This window comes from Acetomicrobium sp. UBA5826, from assembly GCF_002433005.1.
Lineage (GTDB): Bacteria > Synergistota > Synergistia > Synergistales > Acetomicrobiaceae > Acetomicrobium.
This window is the reverse complement of record NZ_DJHF01000007.1, coordinates 37,109-61,133: the sequence shown is the minus strand read 5'-3', so window position 1 is coordinate 61,133 and position 24,025 is coordinate 37,109. Positions and strand designations below refer to the sequence as shown.

General features: G+C 47.6%; 24 protein-coding genes and 1 pseudogene. 17 read left to right on the top strand and 8 right to left on the bottom strand.

Annotation, left to right across the window (positions count from 1 at the left end; all coding sequences use genetic code 11):
- Window positions 1-10 precede the first annotated feature (10 nt).
- Window positions 11-718 carry a B3/B4 domain-containing protein gene (locus B3N34_RS01430; RefSeq protein WP_286974221.1) on the top strand — a complete coding sequence of 236 codons (708 nt, stop codon included), beginning with the start codon at window positions 11-13 and terminating at the stop codon, window positions 716-718.
- Window positions 719-799: 81 nt separating this feature from the next.
- Here the strand turns inward: B3N34_RS01430 and B3N34_RS01425 are convergent, their stop codons facing one another.
- The gene (locus B3N34_RS01425; protein ID WP_286974268.1) at window positions 800-1,165 is read right to left on the bottom strand and encodes an ArsR/SmtB family transcription factor; all 366 of its coding nucleotides are present in this window, start codon (window positions 1,163-1,165) and stop codon (window positions 800-802) included.
- 287 nt (window positions 1,166-1,452) lie between these two features.
- Between B3N34_RS01425 and B3N34_RS01420 the strand changes: the two genes are divergently transcribed.
- Together B3N34_RS01420 and B3N34_RS01415 are read left to right on the top strand one after the other, a co-directional pair.
- Window positions 1,453-1,674: a cation transporter gene (locus tag B3N34_RS01420; protein ID WP_286974219.1), complete on the top strand. Its 222-nt coding sequence runs from the start codon at window positions 1,453-1,455 to the stop codon at window positions 1,672-1,674.
- 2 nt (window positions 1,675-1,676) lie between these two features.
- Window positions 1,677-3,533: a heavy metal translocating P-type ATPase gene (locus B3N34_RS01415; protein ID WP_286974216.1), complete on the top strand. Its 1,857-nt coding sequence runs from the start codon at window positions 1,677-1,679 to the stop codon at window positions 3,531-3,533.
- Window positions 3,534-3,702: 169 nt separating this feature from the next.
- Here the strand turns inward: B3N34_RS01415 and B3N34_RS01410 are convergent, their stop codons facing one another.
- The 4 genes from B3N34_RS01410 to B3N34_RS01395 all read right to left on the bottom strand — a co-directional run bounded on the left by B3N34_RS01410 (window position 3,703) and on the right by B3N34_RS01395 (window position 7,765).
- Window positions 3,703-4,863, bottom strand: a complete 1,161-nt coding sequence (locus B3N34_RS01410) for an ATP-binding protein (protein WP_286974215.1) — start codon at window positions 4,861-4,863, stop codon at window positions 3,703-3,705.
- Window positions 4,864-5,165: 302 nt separating this feature from the next.
- Entirely contained in the window at window positions 5,166-5,402 is a 237-nt protein-coding gene (locus tag B3N34_RS01405; protein ID WP_286974213.1) for a hypothetical protein, read from the bottom strand.
- Window positions 5,403-5,600: 198 nt separating this feature from the next.
- Window positions 5,601-6,989, bottom strand: a complete 1,389-nt coding sequence (locus B3N34_RS01400; protein ID WP_286974210.1) for an ISLre2 family transposase — start codon at window positions 6,987-6,989, stop codon at window positions 5,601-5,603.
- A gap of 350 nt (window positions 6,990-7,339) precedes the next feature.
- Entirely contained in the window at window positions 7,340-7,765 is a 426-nt protein-coding gene (locus B3N34_RS01395; RefSeq protein WP_286974207.1) for a hypothetical protein, read from the bottom strand.
- 445 nt (window positions 7,766-8,210) lie between these two features.
- Here B3N34_RS01395 and B3N34_RS01390 point away from each other — a divergent pair, with 445 nt between their 5' ends.
- The 6 genes from B3N34_RS01390 to B3N34_RS01365 all read left to right on the top strand — a co-directional run bounded on the left by B3N34_RS01390 (window position 8,211) and on the right by B3N34_RS01365 (window position 13,016).
- Window positions 8,211-9,158 carry a SphA family protein gene (locus B3N34_RS01390; protein WP_286974205.1) on the top strand — a complete coding sequence of 316 codons (948 nt, stop codon included), beginning with the start codon at window positions 8,211-8,213 and terminating at the stop codon, window positions 9,156-9,158.
- A gap of 134 nt (window positions 9,159-9,292) precedes the next feature.
- Entirely contained in the window at window positions 9,293-9,697 is a 405-nt protein-coding gene (mntA, locus tag B3N34_RS01385; protein WP_286974203.1) for a type VII toxin-antitoxin system MntA family adenylyltransferase antitoxin, read from the top strand.
- Complete coding sequence (gene hepT, locus B3N34_RS01380) at window positions 9,690-10,112, top strand: type VII toxin-antitoxin system HepT family RNase toxin (protein ID WP_286974202.1); 423 nt, start codon at window positions 9,690-9,692, stop codon at window positions 10,110-10,112. The genes mntA and hepT overlap by 8 nt, the downstream gene beginning before the upstream one ends.
- Window positions 10,113-10,288: 176 nt before the next feature.
- Window positions 10,289-11,263: a TRAP transporter substrate-binding protein DctP gene (gene dctP, locus B3N34_RS01375; protein WP_286974200.1), complete on the top strand. Its 975-nt coding sequence runs from the start codon at window positions 10,289-10,291 to the stop codon at window positions 11,261-11,263.
- The gene (locus B3N34_RS01370; RefSeq protein WP_286974199.1) at window positions 11,253-11,735 is read left to right on the top strand and encodes a TRAP transporter small permease; all 483 of its coding nucleotides are present in this window, start codon (window positions 11,253-11,255) and stop codon (window positions 11,733-11,735) included. Before dctP ends, B3N34_RS01370 begins: the two co-directional genes overlap by 11 nt.
- A gap of 6 nt (window positions 11,736-11,741) precedes the next feature.
- Complete coding sequence (locus B3N34_RS01365; protein ID WP_286974197.1) at window positions 11,742-13,016, top strand: TRAP transporter large permease; 1,275 nt, start codon at window positions 11,742-11,744, stop codon at window positions 13,014-13,016.
- Between the two features lie 88 nt (window positions 13,017-13,104).
- Here B3N34_RS01365 and B3N34_RS09820 read toward each other — a convergent pair.
- The 3 genes and pseudogenes from B3N34_RS09820 to B3N34_RS01355 form a co-directional block, all read right to left on the bottom strand.
- Window positions 13,105-13,311, bottom strand: a pseudogene (locus B3N34_RS09820) (transposase); the annotation flags it as partial.
- 325 nt (window positions 13,312-13,636) lie between these two features.
- Window positions 13,637-15,571 carry an FAD-dependent oxidoreductase gene (locus B3N34_RS01360; RefSeq protein ID WP_286974195.1) on the bottom strand — a complete coding sequence of 645 codons (1,935 nt, stop codon included), beginning with the start codon at window positions 15,569-15,571 and terminating at the stop codon, window positions 13,637-13,639.
- Window positions 15,572-15,759: 188 nt separating this feature from the next.
- Window positions 15,760-16,401, bottom strand: coding sequence for a flavodoxin family protein (locus B3N34_RS01355; protein ID WP_286974194.1), 642 nt, complete (start codon window positions 16,399-16,401; stop codon window positions 15,760-15,762).
- A gap of 540 nt (window positions 16,402-16,941) precedes the next feature.
- On the opposite strand from B3N34_RS01355, the gene yedE reads away from it, so the two are divergent.
- From yedE to nudC, 8 genes are all read left to right on the top strand, one after another.
- On the top strand, window positions 16,942-18,033 hold the full coding sequence (gene yedE / locus B3N34_RS01350) for a YedE family putative selenium transporter (RefSeq protein WP_286974193.1): 1,092 nt from the start codon (window positions 16,942-16,944) through the stop codon (window positions 18,031-18,033).
- A gap of 20 nt (window positions 18,034-18,053) precedes the next feature.
- Window positions 18,054-18,275: a sulfurtransferase TusA family protein gene (locus B3N34_RS01345; RefSeq protein ID WP_286974192.1), complete on the top strand. Its 222-nt coding sequence runs from the start codon at window positions 18,054-18,056 to the stop codon at window positions 18,273-18,275.
- Window positions 18,276-18,577: 302 nt separating this feature from the next.
- The gene (locus B3N34_RS01340; protein ID WP_286974190.1) at window positions 18,578-19,504 is read left to right on the top strand and encodes an isocitrate lyase/PEP mutase family protein; all 927 of its coding nucleotides are present in this window, start codon (window positions 18,578-18,580) and stop codon (window positions 19,502-19,504) included.
- A gap of 30 nt (window positions 19,505-19,534) precedes the next feature.
- The gene (locus B3N34_RS01335) at window positions 19,535-20,329 is read left to right on the top strand and encodes an IclR family transcriptional regulator (protein WP_286974188.1); all 795 of its coding nucleotides are present in this window, start codon (window positions 19,535-19,537) and stop codon (window positions 20,327-20,329) included.
- A 59-nt stretch (window positions 20,330-20,388) separates the two neighbouring features.
- On the top strand, window positions 20,389-21,171 hold the full coding sequence (aroD, locus tag B3N34_RS01330) for a type I 3-dehydroquinate dehydratase (protein ID WP_286974186.1): 783 nt from the start codon (window positions 20,389-20,391) through the stop codon (window positions 21,169-21,171).
- A 348-nt stretch (window positions 21,172-21,519) separates the two neighbouring features.
- Window positions 21,520-22,392, top strand: a complete 873-nt coding sequence (gene aroE, locus B3N34_RS01325; protein ID WP_286974184.1) for a shikimate dehydrogenase — start codon at window positions 21,520-21,522, stop codon at window positions 22,390-22,392.
- Between the two features lie 196 nt (window positions 22,393-22,588).
- On the top strand, window positions 22,589-23,116 hold the full coding sequence (locus B3N34_RS01320; protein ID WP_286974183.1) for a macro domain-containing protein: 528 nt from the start codon (window positions 22,589-22,591) through the stop codon (window positions 23,114-23,116).
- An 85-nt stretch (window positions 23,117-23,201) separates the two neighbouring features.
- Complete coding sequence (nudC, locus tag B3N34_RS01315) at window positions 23,202-23,996, top strand: NAD(+) diphosphatase (protein WP_286974181.1); 795 nt, start codon at window positions 23,202-23,204, stop codon at window positions 23,994-23,996.
- The last annotated feature ends 29 nt before the right edge of the window (window positions 23,997-24,025 follow it).

Below are 24,025 nucleotides of genomic sequence, written 5' to 3'. Positions count from 1 at the left end.
GGAGGAAATCATGAAGATCACAATAGCTTCGGAGATATTGGAAAATTATCCCGGCACCCATATTGGTTGGCTTTATGCTCACGTGGTAGTAGAGGCAAGTAATGACTACGTGGAAGCGTTAAAGTCAAAGCTGCCGCGGATCGTGCAAGAGCGTGGCTTATTTAAAACAGAGGAGCTGTCAAAACATCCGAGGATCGCAAACTGGCGGAAGATCTACAGCGACATGGGCGTTAAACCCAGCAGCTGCCGTTGCTCTTTGGAGGCGCTTTTGAGGCGCGTCATCAGGGGCGAAAGTCTTTGGAACGTTTCAAGCGTGGTCGATTGCTACAACTGCGTCTCCGTCATGACGCTGCTTCCCATGGGAGCTTATGATGTACATAAACTTAGAGGCGACCTCACGCTGAGGTACGGCAAAACAGGTGAGATATTTATCCCACTCGGTTCAGGTGATGAAATTACCGTCAAAGACACCCACATCGTGTATGCCGACGAGGAAAAGATTTGCTGTTGGCTGTGGAATCACCGCGACAGCAGGTTGTGCGCCGTTACGACCGATACAAAAGAGGCGCTCTTTTTCGTCGATGCAGCCCAGGAACCCGACGCACGGGACGTAGAAAAAGCTTTGGACCTGCTTTCATGCCATCTTGAGGCGATTGGATGCAAGGTCAGGGCGAAGGGAATCCTAAACAAAGCTGCGCCACAGGTGCTGGATGTATAAAAGCACCGGGGTCATATCCGACCCCGAGAGCGCCCCCCTGAAAAAATTCAAGATTAAAGATCCGACCCCAGAAATTGGAATTTAGTCTTTTTTCTCGCGGATGTGTTCGAGACCCTTCTCGAATATTTGTTTGACGTGGTCGTCGGCGAGGGAGTAGAACACGTTTTTCCCCTCGCGCCTGTTTTTTACGAGGTTTGCCTCCCGAAGCGAGCGCAGCTGGTGGGAGACGGCAGACTTCGTCATGTCCAAAAGCACGGCCAAGTCGCAGACGCACATCTCGCTTTCATCGAGGGCCCACATGATCTTAGCCCTCGTGCTATCGCCCAGGACCTTGAAGAAATCCGATAAATCGTAAAGCTCCCTTTCGTCGGGAAGTTTTTTACTAACTGCTTCGACCACCTCCTCGTGGATCACGTCGCAGTCGCAGACCATTTCGTCCTTTTTCATGCCCTTGCCTCCGATTGACCAAAATTTAGCTAGTAACGTCAATCAAAAAGATGTAACGTCCCTCTAAGCACCAGACGATTGTATTCTATCATTAACCCGAACGTTGAAAAAGCGGATATTTTCGCGATGCTGGGTCGTTTCTTTCACGTTTCCGCCGATATTTTCTTAAAAAAGGCCTTACGAGCTTGACGGTTGAACATATACTCAACTATAATTGCCTTGACGGTTGAAGAGACGTTCAATTGTAAAGCCAAAAAAACGTTTAGCCTAAAAAGGGAGGCGTCGGCATGAAAAGGGCATTTAAACTCGAGGGACTTAACTGCGCAAACTGCGCGGAAAAGATAGAAAGGGAGATCAAGGCCTTAGAGGGCGTCAACTTCGCATCCGTAAATTTCATGACCGCCAAGATGGTTATCGACGGTGACGATTCAAGATTTGACGACATCGTTAAAGCAGCACAGGAGATCGTTGCAAGATACGAGCCGGACGTGGTGGTAAAGAAGGCTTAACGATGCATATTGCGCCGCGCCAAAAGAGGATCGCCGAGATAGCTATAGGTTTGGTGCTTTTTCTTTTTGCCCTATTACTGGAGGCTGAAAACGCAGCCCGGCTGTTGCTTTTTTTGGCTGCCTACGCGGTAACCGGCGGCGACGTAATTTTACGGGCGGCAAGAAACATCTCGCGCAGGCAGATATTCGATGAAAACTTCCTGATGAGCGTTGCCACGATCGGGGCCTTTTGCATCGGACAGTATAGCGAAGCCGTCGCCGTGATGCTTTTTTACAAGATCGGCATGCTATTTCAGGACAGGGCAGTGGAGAAGTCCAGAAAGTCCATCGCCGAGCTCATGAACATACGCCCCGATTATGCAAACCTTAAACGAGGCGACGTTATAGATCGCGTCGATCCCGACGAAGTAAACATTGGCGACGTCATCGTCATAAAACCGGGAGAGAAGGTGCCCTTAGACTGCGTGGTCATGGAGGGCAGCTCAAGCCTTGATACCTCGCCTCTGACCGGTGAGTCGATGCCCAAAGCTGTACGCGAAGGCGACGAACTGCTAAGCGGGTCCGTCAATTTAAACGGCCTGCTCGTCGCACGGGTCAAAAAAAATGTCAGCGAATCGACGGCATCAAAAATCCTGGATTTAGTTGAAAACGCCTCCGCCAAAAAGTCAAAACATGAGAACTTCATCACCAAGTTTGCCCGTTATTATACGCCAGCTGTCGTGGGCGGAGCGGCGTTCATAGCCGTCGTCCCGCCTCTGGTGCTTGGAGGCGCGGCATTTGGCGACTGGGCCTACAGGGCGCTTGTCTTTCTCGTAATTTCGTGTCCCTGCGCGTTGGTTATCTCCATACCCTTGAGCTTCTTTGGCGGGCTTGGTGCCGCGGCAAGAAAGGGCATCCTCGTAAAGGGAAGCAACTACCTGGAAGCTTTAGCCGACGCGGAAGTGGCCGTCTTTGACAAAACCGGCACGCTCACCAAAGGGGCTTTCGAGGTACAAGAAATCGTCTCAAAAGGCATATATAATGATGAAGAAATTTTAAAGTTCGCCGCCTGCGCCGAAGGCTTTTCAACCCATCCCATTTCCCTTTCGATCAGGCGGGCCTACGGTAAAGAAATCGATGCCGCACTCATTTCAAAGGTCAAAGAAATACCGGGGCAGGGCGTTATCGCCACCATAGACGGCCACTTGGTCGCAGCGGGAAACGCCAAGATGATGCAGATGCTTGACATACCAGTCGAAGACCCAGTCGACACTGCAACGGTGGTGCACGTCGCGGTCGACGGCGAATACAAAGGCTATATCGTAATAGGAGACGTTATCAAGGAAGACGCAGCAAAAGCCGTCAGCGAGCTTAAGGCCCAAAAGGTAAAAAGGATCGTAATGCTTACGGGCGACGCAAAGTCCGTAGCTGAAAGCGTGGCTATGAGCCTTGGCATCGACGAGGCCTACGGCGGGCTGCTTCCTGCGGATAAGGTGCAAAAGGTGGAGGATCTCATGGCGGGAAAATCCCCAAAGGGGAAGCTCATCTTCGTCGGAGACGGCATAAATGACGCTCCCGTGCTTGCGCGGGCAGACGTTGGCATCGCCATGGGAGGGCTTGGGTCGGACGCCGCCATCGAGGCAGCCGACGTGGTCATAATGACGGACGAACCATCGAAAGTCCCAGTCGCCATTAAAATAGCCAAGCGAACGCTTGGCATAGCCAGGCAAAATATTGCCATCGCCCTGGGCGTCAAAGGTGCCGTCTTAGCCCTTGGCGCCTTAGGGATAGCCACCATGTGGGCCGCAGTCTTTGCCGACGTGGGCGTCACGCTTATAGCCGTCCTTAACGCAATACGGGTGTTGGGGTCGGATCTTTAATCTTGAATTTTACTTTAGCAGGTTAATCTTGTTTCGGGGCAGTAAGTTTTAAATAAAACTAAACCACTCTAGGAATTTTTGCGGATCTTTCCTTGGTGCTTGGGCGGTAAGTTTTAAACAAAATCCTGGTTTGGCTTGCAAACTCAAGGCTTTATTTTTAGCGTTTTGCTTAATACATCATCCCAAGCAGCCACATGGGAATCACGCCGGGCAGAGGCACGTCAAGGCCGTCTCTTACGACGAAATCTGCGGCTTTGCCCGATTTGCTCTTGCCGCCGACTTCCAGAGTTACGCCGTCGACGACAAAGTCGCAAATCCTTTCATCATCTGCTGCAAAGACGCTTCTACCTGCTTCTTCGAGCGAGCAGGCGACGAATGCCTCCCGCACGTTTGCCGTGTTTCCGTTTAAGACGTAGTAAGTCGACGGGTCGTAGAAAAAGAGCTTCGCTCCTCGAAGGTGAAGCTTGGAAGCCGCGCCTTTTCTTTCGATGACGCGAATAAGGCATATACGCGTCATCACTTCAATGAGACCGTATAGCTTTACCTTACCGACGCCCCACTCGCGCGTTAGCGACTCCACGCTAATTACAGGAATTGGCGACATGGTAAGATGGCCAACTATTGCCTGCATGAGCCGAAGGTGGTTTTCCGCGATTTGTGGCGTCCAAAAGGGCACATCCGAGAACAACATTTTGTCCAGCACGTTTTTCAACCTCTCCGCGTAATGTCCCTCGAGGAAAAATGGTCGAAGCCCTTGGCGCAAATATTCCCCGAAGGCCGCCAGCGGGTTTATGGCATTTATTACACCCTGGACCGAGGGTATGTCTGGATTGAAGGGGTCGATCACGGGAAAGAGGCGATCGTGTTTTATGGCAATGAATTCCCTGAACGAAAGAAGGGGAACCCTGATTTGAACGAACCTGCGCGATAGGTCGGAAACGCCACTTTCAAGCGATGCACTGCTGCTGTCGGTGGCCCAGATCTTTTTGCCGGGGAAGGCGTCGTAAAGCGCCTTTAGGTGCACGGCCCATTCGCGGGCGTAATGCACCTCGTCTATGATAACACCGTCGTAGCCGGTTCCAAAGGCCGCCTCGCATATATCCCACAGCTTAAAGGGCGCCACCAAGGGATTGTCCGCTGGTATGTAAAGCATTCCCTTCGACCTTGACAGCGCTAACGTCGTCTTTCCCACGCCCCTGGGACCCAGCACAAGCAACCCCCTGGCCGACAGGTCAAGGGCGTCGAAGTATGGTCGCAAACGCTTCGGCAAGTTTAAAACTAGGCGGGCCTGTATTTCTTGCAGTTTTGATAGCAAATCTTGCAAGGTCATGATATTCTCCTTTTCGTTCTGTCGTAGAACGATTTTATCATATATTCGTTCTTTTGCAAAACGAAAATGCCATATATCTTAAAATACGTTTTTCAAGAGAACGTAAATTAGTGGGGTTTAATGACCCTGTGGCTTTTGTCTTCAGTACGCGTTCAATAAACTTTATATGCACATTTCGTTTGTGGCATTTAAATAGAATAACGCCCATAGAATGTAAGATGATCGTTCGATTTAATTAAACTACTATATTGAAATTCAAAACTAAAGACCTGACCCTCGGGTATTTGCATTAAGGATATTCTTTATTCCTTCGTCCATTTCATGCGATACCTCCGCGGGCCAAGCTTTTCGATCTCCCCGCTGGCCAAAGCCTTCTGCCAACGGTTATAGTCCAGCAAAAATAAAACGACGTTTTCTTCTGGATCACGTGCCTTGCCTAAGCGTAGCGGCTTGCCTCTGTGGGCATCGCTTGCCACATGCAAGAGCAGGGACTGCTTTCGCATTTTTTCTATATACTCATCATAGTTTAATTTCCTCATTATTTTTAACGCCCTCCCAAAAAGTTAAGGCTTCCTTATTTGCTTTTCACGGATGTCCAGCCTTAATTCTTCTACGAAGTATAATCCCTCTGTTTGTTTTAGTTGCACGTGCCAAATCCCATAGACCGCGTCAAGTTTTTGTAGGATTTTTAGGAACCACTCCCCGATGTATCTTAAAGGGTAACGTCTGCGAGTCAGCTAAAAATCAAACCCGCTATGACATATGCCCTTTAAAGAAGTGTATAAAGGCGTTACTTTTCCCGTTTTAAGTACCGTTATGCATCCAAGCTCACTTGCAACGGAACCGAAGATATCCCCCAGGTTCAAGGTGAATTTGTGTCTTTTGTCCGCATTCTCACCTTCTTGGTCTTTTTTCTTTACCTGTTCTGACGTCACCTTGCCACCGCTACAGATGTAAGCCCTTAAAGCAGACATGGCCTTTAAGCCCTTCCTGCTCCAGGCCATAGGCCTGGAACTTAACCTAGAAGAAAGTACGTGACTTACGTGACCTTCAGGGCTTGAGCTGCCACAGTCCTCTTCGTTTCGAATCGTTATAGACTGCCAGTTGTTGGTTATATACCTCCTGAAATCTTTTATCCTCCTTCTTTCCTTTTCATCCAGGGCATCGTTTAACATCTCAAAGCTAATCTTTTTAAAGGAGTTAAGGTCATTTGTATTTATGGCCCTGTATATATAACGTCTTTTTTCAGGCTGCCTTGCCGTGGATTCAAGGATCGCTTTATTTAGGTGAAATTTATCGAGCACCAGCTTTGACTCGGGCAGCCAGTTTATCCCCTGTCTTATCCAATTTGCACCATCTCCATGGATGTATATGTCCTTTATGTCCTCCGGGTCGTAAAGCTCGTATATCCTATCTGTTACCTCAAGCCAAAACTCATCTGTGTCTTTTCCGTAACCGCTCATGTATATGGGGTTTATACATCTGTTTTTGGATCCCTCTTTAAAGGTGCCCTCGTATATACAGATCAAAGGAAGATTCGTATTTCTGCCCTCCTGTAAGGATACGTGGTCTTCATCTGCATCTATATGTAATACCTCTACGCCTCTTTTTTTAGGAACTTTTGTCTTTAAGGCCTCCAGGTTTAAGCTGTGGATCTTGTTTTTGACGGTCTGTCTGGATAGCTCACCCTCAGTTACGTTCATCGAACTTTTGGCGTAAGATACCTGGCCTGCCGTTTCTACCAGCTTTACCGTCACTGTTTTGCTCAACCTTTCGTATTTATCCAACCCCAGGGCTTCGTCTAAGGGGTATACGTATTTATCATGACTTTTATCGAAGTAGTAGGTCCTGTTAAAGGATATATCCCCAAATGTGGTATAAACGCTTCTTTTGTCATCACGTCTTTCTACGACCAATCCTCTTTGCTTTCGAGACGTTTTGTCCTTTAATATGGCTTCGTCTGCAAGCTCAAAGTAAGCCTTTACGATCTCCCGGATGAAGGCCTTCGTCATGCGAAAAAGCTCATCTTCTATTTCAGCCAGCGTCCTGACATTGGAACTGCAAAAAAACTTCAATATCTCGGAGATGAAGTTTGAGACAATTTGTAGTAAAATAACCTTGTTCAAGTTGGGACCCTCCTTTATGAATTTTTGTGTGCTACAAAGATTCTACCAAAAGGAGCGGTCCCTTTATTTTTTCCTCTGAAAATCTCCTACAAATATTTTACGCGATCAATCCCATATGAGATTTAAGCTGGTTGCTTCTTTTATTTTATTATAACTCGAAACCAAGGAAACACATTCTCCATATTAATATAAAAATATATTATAGCATATCGTTAAAATGGCATGTAAACATAAAATTCAAAACTAAAGACTTGACCCCAAAGTTTTTTTACCACACACTGCGAGGGGGACATTTGCCCCCCTCGCAGTGTTGTGGTTTCTTATCTATGGATATTAGGCGATTTCGCCTATTATTGTCGATTTTCGGAGAAATTGAGCCACTGTTCGAACTGCCATCGCGCTATTTCATTTTGAAGAGAAAGCATCCTTTCGTGCTGTTGAGATGCCTTAGCCCTGTCTATGCGGCCTTCATACGCCATAGACCGAAGCTCTAAACGAGTTCTTTCGAGCTGGCGCATATTTTCGGCAATCTTGGGTGGAATTTCTGTGCCATAGGGAGTATTGTTCAATCGCGACCTCGAGTCAAAATCGCTCCTCTGTGGGCCGTATCCCCACATCATTGCGCCTGACCCCCAGCCTCCCATCATGCCTCCGCGGCCGTAACCTCTGCCCCACATATGGTGCGGTCCAAATCCATAACTGCCATGTGCCAAAGCGGAGCCCGCCACTGCAATAAGCGCTACCAATGCTAGAACAGCTATTGTTGAACGTTTCATATCTATCGCCTCCTGTACTTTGTCTCGGATCTTTATCTCTAACTTGATTTCATTTTATTCTCGGTGGTTAAATTGCGCCTCGGTATTTTACGAAGCCCTAAGATAGGCAATAATATGTAACCCGCGGGTTTCTGGGGTCGGATCTTTAATCTTGAATTTTAGTTTAATAGGTTAATATACTTAAACCAATATTAATCTAGAACATCTGTATTGAAGAGGTAAAGATGATTTTTGGGATTATCGTCTTCAATACGGACATTTTAAGCATGTTTGCAAAATATTGATCCAAAGAGCGGCTCAAAGAATCTATCATTAATCTAGCAATTTGGTGGTCTTATAATGGTAGGCCCTCGGGTATTTGCACCGCGCCTTTAAACCTTAAATCAAAATGATATAAAATACAACTAATGACCTTAAGTCTCAACAAAAAGAAAGAGGGATTGATATGGCACATTTCAAGAAATTTAAAACGATACAGGCAATGTTTGTTGGCTCATTCATCCTTTGCTGTATCTTTAATACAACTTTGTCCACAGAGGCCCAAGACGTCCCCCTTCCTCCTGTAAATCTGGGACAATCCGGCTTTTTAGACGGAGTGGCAGGTCCCGGGTGGCTTTTTGAGGCTACAGTTGAGCTTTTCAGTTCTGATGAGTTTAAAGGCCCTTCAGGCGATACGTTGCCAGGAGATGCTGATTTGGACACTTGGGTGACGATGATTCACGTCGCAAAGATAACGGAAAAGCGGTTGTTGGGCGGATTTTACGGCGTCGAGATTTTGGTTCCCATAGTTGGCATCGATATGGACATGTCCTTTGTAAATGATAAAAATAGCGGCCTGGGAGACATTACGGTAAGTCCCTTTTTGATCCAGTGGACTGACGGAAGGCTTTTCGGGAAACCCTTTTACGCACGTTTAAACTTCCCCGTCACTTTCCCAACCGGCGATTACAATGAGTCCAGGGCAGCAAATATCGGGAGCAATATATGGCGCTTCAACCCCTACTTTGCCTTTACGATATTCCTTACTCCCAAACTTGAGACGAGTTGGCGTCTGCACTATCTTTGGAACGGTAAAAATGACTCGCCTCCCCATTCTTTCGGTGCGCAAAGCATAGAGCCGGGCGACGCCTTTCACCTCAATTTTGCCCTTTCCTACGAAATCAACCCCAAAATGCGCGTCGGGATAGCGGGCTATTACCTAAAACAGACCACGGACGATCGTATTGATGGAGTAGGCGTACCGAATTCGCGCGAGAAAGTCTTCGGCATTGGCCCCGGTATCATGTATGGAGACAGGTCGAGCACCTACATCGTGAATTACTATTTCGAAGACGATGCGGAAAACAGGCCAGAGGGGGATAGGCTCGTTTTTAGATATATGAGCAGCTTTTAATAATCGTTTTAAGATAGCTCCCAAGGCATTTATGAGGTTTTAAAGCTGCTTGAGCTGTTATAATGTTGTTGTAAACACGAGCAAGACTTTAATTTATAATGTCCTTTTCGTGTCGGAAAAGGAAGGCGGTTATTATGAAAAAAGAAAACAAAAAGGAAATTGAAGCGAAACTACGCGACTTTTTTGCCATGCAAGACATAAAACTGGCCTTTCTGATTGGCTCTTACGCCATGGGGACAGCTAGGCCAGATAGCGACGTGGATATTGCCGTGCTTTTCGGAAAGTCCTTTGACGTCAAGCAGGCCTTAGACTTGAAAGAACAGCTCACTGAGTTAGTTGGAGTAGACGTAGACCTTGTTGTCCTTGATAGCGTCGGTCCGGTGATGAAGATGCAGGCGTTAAAAACGGGCATCTTATTGCGTGCTGAAAAAGGAGCTTACGAGCAGTTTTTTGTTTCTACGGTAAATGAGTATGACGACTTAAAATATTGCCGCAGGGAAATTGAAGAAAACATCCTAAGGAGGCGGCTTTATGCCTGACAAGGACATAGTTTTGGCGAAGGTTGCTACTATACAAAGGTGTCTTGACAGAATCCGTGACGTTACGGGTCTTGATCCCGAAAGCCTTGAAGATATTGACAAGCAGGATATATTCGTCCTTAACCTGCAGCGCGCAATTCAAGCCTGCATAGACCTGGCGGCCCACGCTGTGGCATCAGAACATTTAGGCCTTCCCGAAAGCGTCAGAGATAACTTCGTCATCTTAAAGGAAAAGGGAGTAATAGGCGCAGAGCTTGCCTCAAGAATGCTCAAAATGACAGGGTTTCGAAATATAGCGGTTCATAATTACCAAGCGCCCGACTTAAATATCTTAAAATCCATACTCGCAAATAACTTAAAAGACATCGAGGATTTTTATTCGGCACTTTTACGTTATTGGGGGTTTGCAAGATAAAACAAGCGAACGTCATGAAAATCACGTTTGCACCAGAGATCTTAAAGCTATCCCGGCACCCATATTGGGATGTACATAAACTTAGAGGCGACCTCATGACATTTAAAAACTGCTATGATATACTGAATCTCAACATTAAGTAAAAGCCTGTCCATATAAGAAGAGGTGATTTGATCGTGAAGCGAGTAATGGCTCTCATCTTTGTTTTTTGTATTCTTTTAGGGCTATCTTCATCATCCTTTGCTGCAGTGGAGATCAAGATCGGACATGTGCTCACCGCTGATAGTGCCTGGCATGTCAATCTCGAGGGGTTTGCCAAAGAAGTGGCAGAGCAAACAGAAGGTCGGGTAATTTTTAAGATCTACCCCGGATCTCAGCTAGGTAACGAAAAAGATCTCATTGAGGGATTAATGCTTCAAACTGTCGATGGCGGTTTAATCGGCGGTGGTTCCTTTCAATCCGTCGATCCCAAATTTGGCATAGAAGCTCTTCCCTACGCATGGAAAGATCACGAGACTGCTTACAGAGCAATGGATGGAGAGATTGGGAACTTCCTTCTTGAAATTCTAGAATCTAAAGGTATAAAGGGGATTTCCTGGTGGGAGAACGGATTTCGACATATTACAAACAATAAAAGGCCTATCGTGGTTCCTAAAGATATGGAGGGGCTTAAAATTCGCGTAACTCCCGACAAAATGCGGCTTGACACCTTTAAGACCCTAGGAGCTTCGCCGATTCCGATTAACTTCGGGGAGTTGTATACCGCCTTACAGCAGGGTGTAGTCGATGCACAGGAGAATCCGCTTGGCATCATTTACGCTAATGCTTTCTATGAAGTACAAAAGTACCTGTCTTTGAGCGGGCATATTTGGGGTTCGGCTTTGCTTTGTGTCAATTCGTCAGCGTGGAAACGCATCCCCGATCAGGATAAACCCGTGGTTGAAGCCCTAGCCCATAAATGGCGAGACAGGGAACGGCAGCAAATCATGGACGAAGAAGACGATATGCTGGCTAAGCTAACAGAAAAGGGAATGCAGGTAAATGAGGTCGACAATGCGGCCTTCAAAGCGGCAGTTCAACCGGTGTGGAAGGATTACGAATCGGTGTTTGGGAAAGACTTGATGGATCTTGTTAGGAAATATGGCGAATAAAATACTTGACAGATTTTTTAGGGCAATAGATTATTTGCTTTCTATTGCCCTTTACGTAATTTTCGTCGAGGTGGTCGTTGAAGTAAGCGCGCGCTATATTTTTTCTGTTCCCATTCCCTGGGGATCCGAACTGTCTCAGACTTTGTTGGTATGGATAACCTTTCTGGGCTCAGCAGTGGCCATGAGACAGGGAGAACATTTGGCAATTCGGTTTATTCGAGACATCACTCCCTGGCCATTTTTAAAAAGGGGACTAGAAATCCTTGGCAACTTGTTTTTGATTGCCTTTTTAATCGTTGGAATGTGGTCAGGATATCTCGTCGTTGCAAGGACATGGGGGCTTAAGACGACGGTTCTGCAAATTCCCGCAGGAATACTTTACCTCGCTTTTCCCGTGGGTTGTTTTTTTATGATCCTTGGTTTGTGTCAATTTCTAATAGCAAATCGTCATAATGTAAACGAAAGGGTGTAATCAATCATGCTAATTTTACTCCTCATTTTATTTATTGCCATAATTGCGGGAATTCCTGTCGCTTTTGCTATTGCCCTTTCAAGTACGGTGTATCTAACGATGCTTTCGGGCGTTCCTCTTCTTGCTATAGCCCAACGCATGGTGGTGGGGGTGGATTCTTTTACGCTTCTTGCAATTCCCCTTTTTCTTCTGGCAGGAGAGCTAATGGCCAGAGGAGATATCACGCCGAGAATAGTAAAGTTTACCTCCACCCTTGTAGGGCACATCCCCGGCGGAATGGCCATGGTTATGGCGATATCCTGTATGTTTTTTGGGGCAATTTCGGGATCGGGAGTAGCAGATGTCGTAGCTATCGGTTCAATCCTTCTTCCTGCAATGAACGAGCAAGGCTACAAAAGGCCTTTCAGTGCCACTTTGCTCGGGTGTTCGGGCGCATTGGCAACGATCATACCTCCAAGCATTGTCATGGTCATTATCGGCGTAACCACCGGCGCTTCCATAGGAAAGCTTTTCTTGGGCGGAATCGTTCCCGGGGTTATGGCCGGAGTTGCTTTTATGATTATTTCGTATGTATTTGCCATCAAAGAAAACTATCCAAGAATGGAAAAATCGAGCTGGAAGGAGCGATGGGATGCCTTTAAGATGGCATTATTGCCTCTTCTTGCGCCTGCGATAATATTAGGGGGCATCTTGCTCGGGATTTTTACCGCTACCGAAGCCGGCGGCATAGCTGCACTTTATGCTTTGATTTTAGCTGTCTTCGTCTACAAAAAGGTCTCGTTATCAGAGCTCTTAGGAATAGGTATTGGTGTTGCCAGGACAAGCGCCGTTATCCTTTTTATAATAGCTGCAGCAAGCCTTTTCGGGTGGGTTGTCGCTGCCGAAGACATTCCTCAGAAAGTTGCAACGTTCATGCTTTCGATTAGCGAAAACTATTGGGTCATATTGATTCTTTTCAATATACTTTTGCTTTTGCTCGGGATGTTTATGGAAACGATCGCAATCATCATAATAGTCCTACCAATCTTTTTGCCTATTTTTAATATGTTGGGTATGGACTTGATACATTTGGGCATAATGATATGTGTGAATCTGGCCATAGGAGCTAACACCCCTCCTTTGGGGGTCGACCTGATCGCTGCATGTAGAATAGCTGAGGAGCGATACGAAAACACGTTTAAATACCTGCCACAATTTTTGGGTGCAATGGTATTAGTTTTGGTACTTATAACGGCTTTTCCGCAGCTTGTATTGTGGATACCGAATTTACTTATAAATTAGCGTTAAACTCTGCTAATGCGCTCTTTAATGTTAAGGGCGCATTAACCTGCCTCACCCTTCCTGGTGAGGTGCACCGTTTATGACCATTTCAAGCAGCGTCAGAAGGAAGGCCTGTTTGAACCGGGGCAGAAGTTTTTAACTCCTGGGTGTCCGGGCCTCCGCCCCGCATTTGGGGAAGCCGGGTCGGAATGTGACCGAGCCTGGTTATTACCCACTTACTCCAGTACCCGTTCCGATAGCCTTTCCACTCCGGAGTCCGTTCGTACCGTCCCGCTTGCAGGATCTCTTCCGCCTTCGATTCGAGGGCATGTTAGATGAGGTCCTTGACCACCGATTGAAGGCAGATTAGGTCACCCTACAGCAGGGACTGGACAATTTCGTTGTCAAGATTTACTGTCGTTTTCGCCGCCGGGATCACTCCTTCGGTTTGTGTTTTCTGTCTGACTACACTGTAACCGAAGTCCCGGTGGCTTTTTTGTCCTTCCTCCGACTGCCGCCTTTTTCAGACGACCTTTTTACGGCAGTTTAGGGGGTTGATCCAAATGCAAAAATGGAATACGCCATTAAATAAAAAGACTGCTGATATCTCAGCAGTCTCAACATCATATTTATAATTTTATTTATATCTTTATAGCCACCCTTGCAGCTTCTTCTATGGCTTCCAGTGCTTTCCTTGCCTTTACGGCATCGCCGACAACATAAACCTCCGGCACCTTACCCTTTATTTTCTCTTCCAGTGGGTTATATGCCTTAGCACCCATGGCAAGGACTATTGTATCAAACCCGGTCAATCTCTCTTCTTTCCCATCCTTTTCGAAGACCACGCCATCGTCAAGGAATTCCTTCACTGTTGCTCCAGTAACTGCCTTAACTCCATACTTATTTAACCTTTCTAACAGGAAATACTTTACGGCATCCTGCTCATCCTTTGCTATCTCCGGAAGCATTTCCACTATGGTAACATTGTGATGGTGTTCGCCTAAGAAATCAGCTGTCTCGACACCCACCATACCACCACCGACTATCAAGACATTCATGCCAACCTCTTTCTTCCCTTCCAGTATGTCAACCGCCTTAACAAACTTAGGATTATTTATTCCCTTTATGTTAGGTACAAGTGGAACACCACCTGTCGCCAGTATGACCACATCGGGATTCTCTTTGGCAATTAGGTCTTCAGTTACTTCAACTCCTGTCTTATACTCCACGCCGTATTTCTTACCCATGGTTATATAGTACCTTATGGCCTTTAATATATCCTGCTTGGTGGGCGGAATAGCTCCTATCCTGTACTGACCGCCCAATACATTCTCTTTCTCATAGAGTGTAACCTCATGTCCCCTCTTGGCCGACACCCACGCAGCCTCCAATCCACCGGGCCCTCCGCCCACTACCATTACTTTCTTGGGTTTTTCGGTCTTTTCTATTGTAAGTTCCCCTTCTCTTACGGTAAACGGATTGACAAGACAGGATATATTAGGTTTTGTCGGGTCAAACAGATAACCTGCACATGCCTGCATACAACCTATACACGGTGATATTTCTTCTGTCAAGCCAGCAGCAACCTTATTTGGAAGTTCAGGGTCAGCTAAGGATTCTCTGCCTAAAGCAACTAGATCGGCTTTGCCGCTTTCCAGTATATCCTCTGCAAGCAGTGGTTCATTGATTCTTCCCACTGCTATAACAGGAATGTTAACCGCCCTTTTAATTTCCCCTGCAGCATATACGTTAAATCCAGGAGGTACAGCTGCAGGAGCAATTATATATTGAGTGGTTGCATAAACCCCGCAGGATACATGGATCGCATCGACCCCTGCCTCTTCCATAACGCGGGCCACCAGTCTGGAGTCGTTTATGTCTCTTCCACCTGGCACCACTTCATCACCACTTATCCTGAATATAACCGGATATCCGTTGCCAACTTTTCGTCTAATGTTTTTAATTATTTGCACAGGGAAACTCATCCTGCTCATAAAGTCTCCGCCAAACTCATCTATCCTCTTATTAGAATATGGAGACATAAACTGGGCTATAAGGTATCCATGAGCTCCATGTACCTCCACGGCATCAAACCCAGCTTCTCTCGCCCTTCTAGCTGCGTCACCAAACTTCTCAATGAGGTCATAGACCTCCTCCGTCGTAAGTTCCCTTGGCATTTCTCTTTCTACAGGGCATGGAATTGGTGATGGAGCTACTGGCTGACCTTCAATTTTGTCATGAGTTGTTTGCCTTCCAGCATGATGAAGCTGAATTGCTATTTTAGTCTCGTACTTATGAACTTCGTCTGTGACCTTCTTCCATGCAGGTATAAACTTGTCATCCCATATACCAGGTTCGTCCCATGGAGAACCTTTACCAAGGGGGTCAATTGCCGTGGCCTCTACAATCAGCAGTCCATATCCTCCCTTTGCTCTTGCAGCCCAATATGTTATATGTCCTTCTGTAGGGTTACCATTCGGCAGTGCAAGTCCAGTAGCCATTGGTGGTACCACAAAGCGATTTTTTACCTCCATTGTGCCTATCTTTATCGGTGAAAGCAGTACATGGAACTTCATAAAACAGACCCCCTTTGTATTTTTACTTTATTTTTACTTTATATTGCTAATAATTTTACATTTTTTTGCCTATCTCAGTCAACTCCCAGAACTGCTGTATTGTGATGTCAATAAGAAACTAAAAACTAATAAAATTTTACGACAATGCTTCTCTCAGAGTTAAACGGCTCTGGATAGGCATCCAAAAATTACCTCACCAGCCTCACGCCCAGCTCGTAAGCACGCTTGCAGTCTTTGGGGAATACCTCTTCGTGACGCCTCTTTTTGGCAACGGGATCAAAGCGCCTGGCAGCGTACTTGGAGTAGTTGTCGAACTGCAGCGTGTCATAGCATATAAGCGACTCGCAGGGGCCGAAAAACCTTTCAAGAAGTGCTGCGTTGTCACGAAACATTCGGTCGTAGCCGATCTGTTTTGCGAGCTCTTCCGTTACGTTCATCGTATAGACCCATGCAGTGCGGACCTTTTTAGGCTGCCGGCCCGCAGCGTCGGGCTCGTAGATGGGAAATTGGAAAAAGAGCCTTTCCAGGAAGGACCTCATCTCTCCCGTGACGTCTCCAAAGTAGATGGGAGATCCCAAGATCAGGGCATCAACGGTTCGTATCTCCTCTAAAAGCGGAGCCAAATCGTCATTTATGGCGCACTTCCCAAAGCTTTTTCCGCCTTTTAACTTACAGGCAAAGCAGCTTATGCAGCCCTTGTAATCTAGGTCGTAAAGATGCACCAGCTTTGTCTCGGCTCCTGCCGATTCTGCACCTTTAAGGGCGTGCTCGAGCAACGTAGCGGTGTTCCACTTTTTCCTTGGGCTTCCGTTTACGGCAATTAATTTCATGGACAACACCTCCTAATTAGGTTACCCAAACAATATAAAACCCTGTTCTGGATTTTTGCAAGGGTAAAGAGGAGTATCTTGGTTTTGTGCGGATCGCAACCTTCGATACGTCGGATAATTTAGATAATCTCGATATATTTAGACAATTTATGAAATTGACTTAAACTCCCTTTTTTGTGATATTATGCTCTTGGAATTTTATCAAAAATTTGTGCGAAAGGAGGGTTTGTCCATGTTGTCTGTCATCGATCGCCGATGAAGCCAGGGAAGGATGCGGGTTCCGCATTCATGCACCCGAAAGCTTTTTTGCTTTGGCGCTTCATCTTCGGCTCCCGGGGCAATGATTTTCGGTCGATCGAGGGGCGAACGTGGTCCAACCCTCTAAAGTTTTGACTCGTTCCGGATCTTCTTCGATGATTTTGCCCGCCTTTTTCGGAAGTTTTGAAGCGCCTCTAAGCACGCATAAGGGGTGCATTGACGGTGGAGATGTGCTTTGCTTTCTACTAGAAAATTTAAGCTTCCGGAAAGGTGGTTTGAAAGATGTTTCAAGCATTAAATCGTGCACTTATGTCTCGCAAAGGCCCGATTCTGACGGGAATCGCCGTCGGAATTTTGGCACCTCTCCTTACCTTTTGGGGCAATCCCGGCAATATGGGGATTTGCGTAGCCTGTTTCACTAGGGATATCGCCGGAGCTTTGGGGCTTCACAGGGGAGCCGTTGTGCAATATATTCGGCCAGAGCTTGCCGGCTTCATATTGGGCTCCTTCATTTCTTCTTTAATATACAGGGAATATAAGCCCAGGACGGGGTCTTCCCCGATCGTTCGCTTTTTCCTCGGCTTTTTCGCTATGATCGGGGCCTTGGTTTTTCTGGGGTGTCCGTGGCGGGCTTACATTCGTTTGAGCGCCGGAGATTTAAACGCCATCCCCGGCATCCTTGGACTGACAATTGGCGTGGCCATAGGGATCGCCTTTCTGTGGCGAGGTTTTAGCCTGGGCAGGAATTATCCGGCGAAAAAACCCCTGGGTTATATCATGCCCCTTGCGGCGATAACGCTCATCGCCTTTGTCCTCTTGCGTCCAAGCTTCGGCCCCGAGGGCTCGTCTGCTATATTTTTTTCCGAAAAAGGTCCAGGCTCCATGGCAGCACCCGTCGCTTTGTCGCTTGCCGCGGGGCTTTTGATCGGGTGGTTGGCCCAACGAAGCCGTTTTTGCACCGTCGGGGCCTTGCGCGACCTCATAATGTTCAAGGATTTTCACCTCTTCAACGGGATAATAGCTTTTGTCATCGCTGCTTTCGTCACCAATCTGCTTCTCGGTCAATTCAAGCTCGGCTTTGAAGGGCAGCCCATCGCCCACACGAACGTACTGTGGAACGCCTTAGGGATGGTGCTGTCGGGCCTTGCCTTCACCCTTGCGGGTGGATGCCCGGGAAGGCAGTTTATCATGAGCGGAGAAGGGGACGGAGACGCTGCCGTCTTCATACTGGGAATGCTTTTTGGCGCTGCCACAGCGCATAATTTTAGCCTTGCCAGCTCAGGCACGGGCCCGGGCGCATTCGGACCGGCAGCGACGATAATAGGAATAATGTTTTGCCTTAGCGTCGGCTTTCTGATGCGAGAAAAGATATAAAGACTAAAGAGGTGAAAATTATGGCTGAATCCATAACTGTAGATGCTAGAGGGCTTTCCTGCCCTCAGCCGGTAGTCGAGACGAAAAAGGCCATCGAAAGATCAGCATGCAGTGAAATTTATGTGTTGGTCGACACGATGACTTCCGTGATGAACGTCACCCGCTACGCAAAAAGTCAGGGCTGGACCGCCCAATACGACAAGATGCCCGAGGGCGGTTTTAAGATCACATTAAGAAAGTAAAATATTGGTTTGCCGTTAAATAACTGCCGTTAAAGTCTCGGCGTTTAAGCAAAAAGACGGAGACACGGTTTCCCGGTCGGTCATCCCGCAAAAACAGTTGACCTGACCGCGAACTAGGTCTCCGTCTTTTTTGTATCTCCTATAAAAATACCGGCGATATGCCTCATATCGCTTTGTTTTGATAGGGAAGTGACATGTTTTGAAAAGGATGCTTGACAGAGAATAATATTTTGATAGAATACAATTAGGTTACAACAATGTAAAACATTGTTCAATATTGTTGAACACGCGAGGTGGTTCAAGTGCGCAAAACTACTCTTTTGAAGAAGCTGATAAACGACCCTGAGATTCTGGTGATGCCCGGCGCTTACGACGTCTTATCCGCTCGGCTAATAGAGGCTGCCGGTTTCAAGGCAGTGCAGTGCTCGGGCTTTGGCTTTGCAGCTTCGCTTCTGGGATTGCCCGACATCGGCATTTTAAGCAGCACGCAGATGCTTGAAATTACGCGCAGCATCTGTCACGCCGTCGATATCCCCGTCATGGCCGACGGCGATAATGGCTTTGGAAACGCCGTGAATACCTACTACACGGTCCGGGAGTTCGAGGCCGCAGGTGCTGCAGGCATCAACTTGGAAGATCAGATTAGCCCCAAAAGGTGTGGCCACATAACGGGAAAGCAGTGCATCTCCGCCGAGGAGATGGTCCTAAAGATAAAGGCGGCAAGGGAAGCTGCCAGGGACCCCGACTTCGTGATAAACGCCCGCACCGATGCTTACATGGTCTACGGAGAGGAGGAGGCCATCCGTCGAGGCAACATGTATGCCAAAGCAGGCGCTGACCTCATCTTCGTCGAGGCCGTAACCTCAGTGGAGGGAATCAAGCGGGTGATAAAGGGCATTGATGCTCCCGTCTCTATAAATCTACTTCAGGGCGGAAGGACGCCCCTCGTCACCATCCAGGAGCTTCAGGAATGGGGAGCTGCCAGGGTCAGCATACCCGTCACTTCCATAATGGCGGCTGCGTGGGGAGTCAAGCAGGCATTGGAATACATAAAAGAAAAGGGCACAATAAAGGACCTGCCGGGCGTGATCGGTTTCGAAGAATTTGAGAGCCTTGTAAAGCTGGATAAGATTAGAGACTTAGAGTCGCGCTACCTCACGGAGGATGAGATTGCGCTGAGGTATCAAGGCCGTGATGGTTTGGAAAAGGCAAAGAAGGAGCTTCACTAAAGCTAACTCATTTAAGGGAGTGTATTGCAGATGGCTGAAAGGGAAAAGGGCACATCAATTCGACGAGCTTTAAAGGTGCTTTCTGCCTTTTCCTTGGAAGAGTCCTTTCTTGGAGTGAGCGAAATCGCAAAGAAGCTAGGGCTTCCGAGAAGCTCGGTCCACTGGCTGCTTCAAGTCCTCCAGGATGAAGGTTATGTCTGCCAGGACCCGAAGAGCGGTAAATATCGACTCAGCGTAAAGCTCTTTCACCTTGGAACGATAGCAGCTAACACGATGAACATTAGTTACGTTGCCCGTCCCGTAATGGAGCGGCTCCGCGATCTTACGGAAGAGACCGTAAACCTTTACGTTTTAGACGGTTTTGATCGCGTCTGCATTGAGCAGGCGGAAGGCATCCACCTGGTGAGACAGGTGGTCCGCCTTGGCCAGAAGATCCCTGCCTATTGCGGAGCTGCGGGGAAGGTGTTGGTCGCCTGGCAACCTGAGGATTTTATCGATAGGCTGATCTCCCATACGCGACTTAAACCTTTGACCAAAAACACAATCTCTGATGTCAGCCTCTTTAAAGAGGAACTTGCCAAAATAAGAAGGCAGGGATATGCCGTAAGTTTCGGCGAGAGAGATATCGAGGTGGCAGCAGTTGCTGCGCCCGTCTTCGACGAAGAAGGAAAGATACTTGCCTCCTTAAGCGCCAGCGGTCCCGTCTCCCGTTTTGAAATAACTCCCCAGGTGATAGAGGCGATTATAAACGCAGCAAGCGAAATTTCCTATCAATTGGGTTATTCAAAAGACCTGGAAGCCGTAACGTCGGGAGGAAAAAGTTAAGAGAGTGTAAAAATTTTTTATGCAAATATATCTAAATATGAAAAAAGGAGGATAAATCCGTGAGACTGAAGGCAGCCAAGCCGATTGTCGTTAGGGGCAAGAAACTTGGAGGAGATAAGCCTCTGATTTGCTTTCCCCTGGTGGGGAAAACTCCCGAGGCAGCTTCAGAGGAGGCCAAGAAGGCGATTGCAGGCTCTCCCGACGTAATCGAGCTCAGGGTTGACGCCTGGAACTTCATAACAGACAAACAAACTTCCATGAAAGTCCTTGGCGATATACGAAAATTGACCGATATACCCTTGCTTTTGACGTGCAGGAGCCACCTTGAGGGCGGATTTCAGGAAGTATCGGCGGAATCAAGAAACGCCCTCTATAAAGGTGCAATAGAAGAGAAACTGGTTGACTTAGTTGACATCGAGCTTATAAGCGGCTACGAAGAAATCAAGAATTTAAAGCAAATTGCCTCACCCCGTGGCGTTTATGTAGTTGTCTCCTTTCACGATTTCAAGAAAACCCCTCCCAAAGAAGTCATCTTTGCGACTATAGCCAAGGAGATCGCCTTTGGCGGAGACATTGCCAAGGTCGCCGTAATGCCCCAGTCCATGGAAGATGTCTTGGCACTTATGTCAGCGACGCTGATGGCCAGGCGTGAGTTTCCCGATATTCCCTTGATAACCATGTCCATGGGGTCGCTTGGTTCCATCACGAGGATCGCAGGCTGGCTCTTCGGTTCGGATCTGACCTTTGCGGTAGGTGTAGCTTCATCTGCCCCGGGACAGATACCGGCAGGCGAGCTGAGAGAAGTTTATAAGCTGCTTTATTCCCTTTACCTGAACGATTAAACAGCAACAAAGCAAGTATGGGACAAATTAGGCAAAATTTTACCAACGGGGTTTTGTTTTAATTTATTTTAAGGAGGTAAAGCAATGAAGGACCTTGTGGCTTATCAGATAGTGAATTCCCTTGAGAAAAAGGGTGTCGAACACATCTTCGGCCTCTGCGGGCAAGACGGCCGAGCAAATCGTGGTACAGGGACGTGACCTTCAACATTCCTCCTCAAAAACTAGCAAACATAGCCGGTTTTTCCATCCCCGTGCATCGTCCGTCGAATGAGGAGCTTTTTGGCGAATTTTACGATCCTGAACTGGAAAAGTAGTAATCGGACTTTAAATTAAATGGGAGGGGTAAAGATGTTTTGTCCAAATGCAGATACAAGGTTCGTAACGCTTTATGGCAATCCGCTAAAGCAGACTTTGTCGCCCCTGCTTCACAATACGGTATTTGAGTCGAAGAACATGAACAACTTGTATTACCCACTTGAGATACCAAGCTTTGAGGATTTGTCTAAGGCATTGAAGACAATGCACATATTTAACGTAATAGGCGCAAACGTCACCATGCCCTACAAAGAAAAGATCATAGAGCTTCTGGACGGTTTGGACAAAAGCGCCGAGCAGTGCGGCGCGGTCAACACCGTCGTCACTACCGAAAAGGGATTGATCGGCTACAACACCGACGGCATGGGGTTTCTCAATTCCTTCATGGAGGAGTCCAACGTAAGCCCCGAAGGAAAGACCCTTCTTTTGATAGGTGCCGGAGGAGCTGCCAAGGCCGTGGTATTTGCCTTCCTAAACGCAGGGATTTCAAAGGTGATCGTCTACAACAACAGCCAAACCAGGGCCATGTCGCTGGTAGAAAGAGTGGAGAAGTTCTTTCCCGGAAGATGCGAGTGGAGGCCCCTTAACAATAAGCCGGTGCCGCCTGAGGGCATCGCTGAGGCAGATATCATCATCAACGCCACGAAGGTTGGCATGAAAGGCGAAGCGGAAGGTCAGTCGCTGGTATTGCCCGACAGCTTCCGCCCGGGGCAGTTCGTCTGCGACGTCATCTACAACCCGCCCGAGACCAAGCTGCTGGCCGACGCCAAAAAGGCAGGCTGCAAGACCTTAAGCGGAGACGGCATGCTCGTATACCAGGCGGCTGCTGCCTTTAAGTTGTGGTTCGGAGTAGATTCTGACGTAGAGTTGATGAAGCGGACGTTGAGAAATTACTTCGGATTTTAAATAAATAATACAATGACGCTGGTCATTACCGACCAGCGTCATTGACCGGAGACGTAGAGGGTTTGACCTTTCAAGATAGATAAAGGGCAAAGGGGGCTTGGCAATGGCTAAAGTTATCAGGAGGTTGCCTGAAGGAGCAAAAATAAGCTATTTTAATATAGGTTAGCAGTAATCTTTTAGGAAAGGAGGAAACGGCATGGAAAAGACGATTTCAGGAGTGACCATAGAGTGTGTAAAGGGAGATATAACAAGACAGCCCGATGTGACAGCGGTTGTAAACGCTGCCAATGCCTGGCTTAAGCCCGGCGGGGGAGTGGCAGGAGCGATACATCGCGCTGCAGGGCCTGAGCTCGATAAGGAGTGTCGACCTCTGGCGCCCATAAAGCCGGGGCAGGCCGTCATCACAGGCGGGCATAATCTTCCCAACAAATACGTTATCCACTGTCTGGGACCTCGCTACGGCGTAGACAAACCCGAAGACAGGCTGCTTTCAGATTGCTATCGAAACGCCCTCAAGCTTGCAGATGAACACGAAATAGACTCCATCGCCTTTCCGGCTATATCCACAGGCGTCTTCGGCTATCCCGTCCAAGAGGCTGCGGAAGTGGCGCTAAGGACCGTCAAAGAGACCATTCCCTCGCTCAAGCACGTCCATAAAATCAGGTTTGTCCTTCACAGCGACAGAGATCTCAAAATTCACGAAAAGGTGCTTGAAAGCCTATAAGCCCGCAGAGAGCATAAAATTTCATAATTTTGGGATAAAATAAATAAGGCAGTTTGGATAATTTTAAAAAGCAGGTGGAAATGCGTTGGAAGAAATCTGGTACCTATTTAAGGACCACAAGTTGCTGTTGTGCTGTGCCTTTAAGATGAGGTTGCCGACTTTGCGTGATGTAGAAAGCCTGGCCGACAAGATCGTTAGTAAAGGAGTCATCGCCATAGGAGACGCAGGCAGAGACGAAGGCCCGAGGGAATATTGGGCTGAAATGTCGCCGGAAGCTTCAATTCCCGAAGGCATGGTCGCTTTAGGGCTTCGGGACGTCGGCAGCATCCTGGGGGAGGAGGCCTTTTACGCAGCGGCAAGGGCATTTCAGCTTATGAACTGGGTGGGGCGATACAGCTTTTGCATGTCCTGCGGCGATAGATTGGAATCCTCATCGGTGGACAACGGTAAAATTTGCCCAACCTGCGGTTCCGTTTTCTATCCTCCCGTAAGCCCTGCAGTGATAGTAGCGGTGGAAAGGGAGGGCAAAATACTGCTTGCCAGAAACGCCAGCTTTCCTCCCAAGCGATACAGCGTCATTGCAGGTTTCGTGGAGCCCGGCGAGAGCTTCGAGGACGCCGTCAGGCGCGAAGTCAGAGAGGAAGTCTCCATAGAGGTAAAGGACATCAAATATTTCGGAAGCCAGCCCTGGCCCTTTCCTCACTCGATCATGGTGGGGTTTACGGCCAAATGGGCATCGGGCGAACTCAAGCCGGATGGCCGCGAGATATTGGATGCTGGCTGGTTTTCTCCCCACGAAATGCCCGATCTTCCGCCGGGAGTAAGCATAGCTCGAAAGCTCATAGACAACTTCAGGCGCAGCCGGGGTGTAGAGTTTTAAAGTCGTGGTTAATAATAAGATGAAAAGAG

What these genes read in the sequence shown, in the direction of transcription:
- B3N34_RS01430 (WP_286974221.1), top strand. Translation starts at nt 11, where the DNA reads ATGAAGATCACAATAGCTTCGGAGATATTGGAAAATTATCCCGGCACC.
- B3N34_RS01425 (WP_286974268.1), bottom strand. Translation starts at nt 1,165, where the DNA reads ATGAAAAAGGACGAAATGGTCTGCGACTGCGACGTGATCCACGAGGAG.
- B3N34_RS01420 (WP_286974219.1), top strand. Translation starts at nt 1,453, where the DNA reads ATGAAAAGGGCATTTAAACTCGAGGGACTTAACTGCGCAAACTGCGCG.
- B3N34_RS01415 (WP_286974216.1), top strand. Translation starts at nt 1,677, where the DNA reads ATGCATATTGCGCCGCGCCAAAAGAGGATCGCCGAGATAGCTATAGGT.
- B3N34_RS01410 (WP_286974215.1), bottom strand. Translation starts at nt 4,863, where the DNA reads ATGACCTTGCAAGATTTGCTATCAAAACTGCAAGAAATACAGGCCCGC.
- B3N34_RS01405 (WP_286974213.1), bottom strand. Translation starts at nt 5,402, where the DNA reads ATGAGGAAATTAAACTATGATGAGTATATAGAAAAAATGCGAAAGCAG.
- B3N34_RS01395 (WP_286974207.1), bottom strand. Translation starts at nt 7,765, where the DNA reads ATGAAACGTTCAACAATAGCTGTTCTAGCATTGGTAGCGCTTATTGCA.
- B3N34_RS01390 (WP_286974205.1), top strand. Translation starts at nt 8,211, where the DNA reads ATGGCACATTTCAAGAAATTTAAAACGATACAGGCAATGTTTGTTGGC.
- mntA (WP_286974203.1), top strand. Translation starts at nt 9,293, where the DNA reads ATGAAAAAAGAAAACAAAAAGGAAATTGAAGCGAAACTACGCGACTTT.
- hepT (WP_286974202.1), top strand. Translation starts at nt 9,690, where the DNA reads ATGCCTGACAAGGACATAGTTTTGGCGAAGGTTGCTACTATACAAAGG.
- B3N34_RS01370 (WP_286974199.1), top strand. Translation starts at nt 11,253, where the DNA reads ATGGCGAATAAAATACTTGACAGATTTTTTAGGGCAATAGATTATTTG.
- B3N34_RS01365 (WP_286974197.1), top strand. Translation starts at nt 11,742, where the DNA reads ATGCTAATTTTACTCCTCATTTTATTTATTGCCATAATTGCGGGAATT.
- B3N34_RS01360 (WP_286974195.1), bottom strand. Translation starts at nt 15,571, where the DNA reads ATGAAGTTCCATGTACTGCTTTCACCGATAAAGATAGGCACAATGGAG.
- B3N34_RS01355 (WP_286974194.1), bottom strand. Translation starts at nt 16,401, where the DNA reads ATGAAATTAATTGCCGTAAACGGAAGCCCAAGGAAAAAGTGGAACACC.
- yedE (WP_286974193.1), top strand. Translation starts at nt 16,942, where the DNA reads ATGTTTCAAGCATTAAATCGTGCACTTATGTCTCGCAAAGGCCCGATT.
- B3N34_RS01345 (WP_286974192.1), top strand. Translation starts at nt 18,054, where the DNA reads ATGGCTGAATCCATAACTGTAGATGCTAGAGGGCTTTCCTGCCCTCAG.
- B3N34_RS01335 (WP_286974188.1), top strand. Translation starts at nt 19,535, where the DNA reads ATGGCTGAAAGGGAAAAGGGCACATCAATTCGACGAGCTTTAAAGGTG.
- aroE (WP_286974184.1), top strand. Translation starts at nt 21,520, where the DNA reads ATGTTTTGTCCAAATGCAGATACAAGGTTCGTAACGCTTTATGGCAAT.
- B3N34_RS01320 (WP_286974183.1), top strand. Translation starts at nt 22,589, where the DNA reads ATGGAAAAGACGATTTCAGGAGTGACCATAGAGTGTGTAAAGGGAGAT.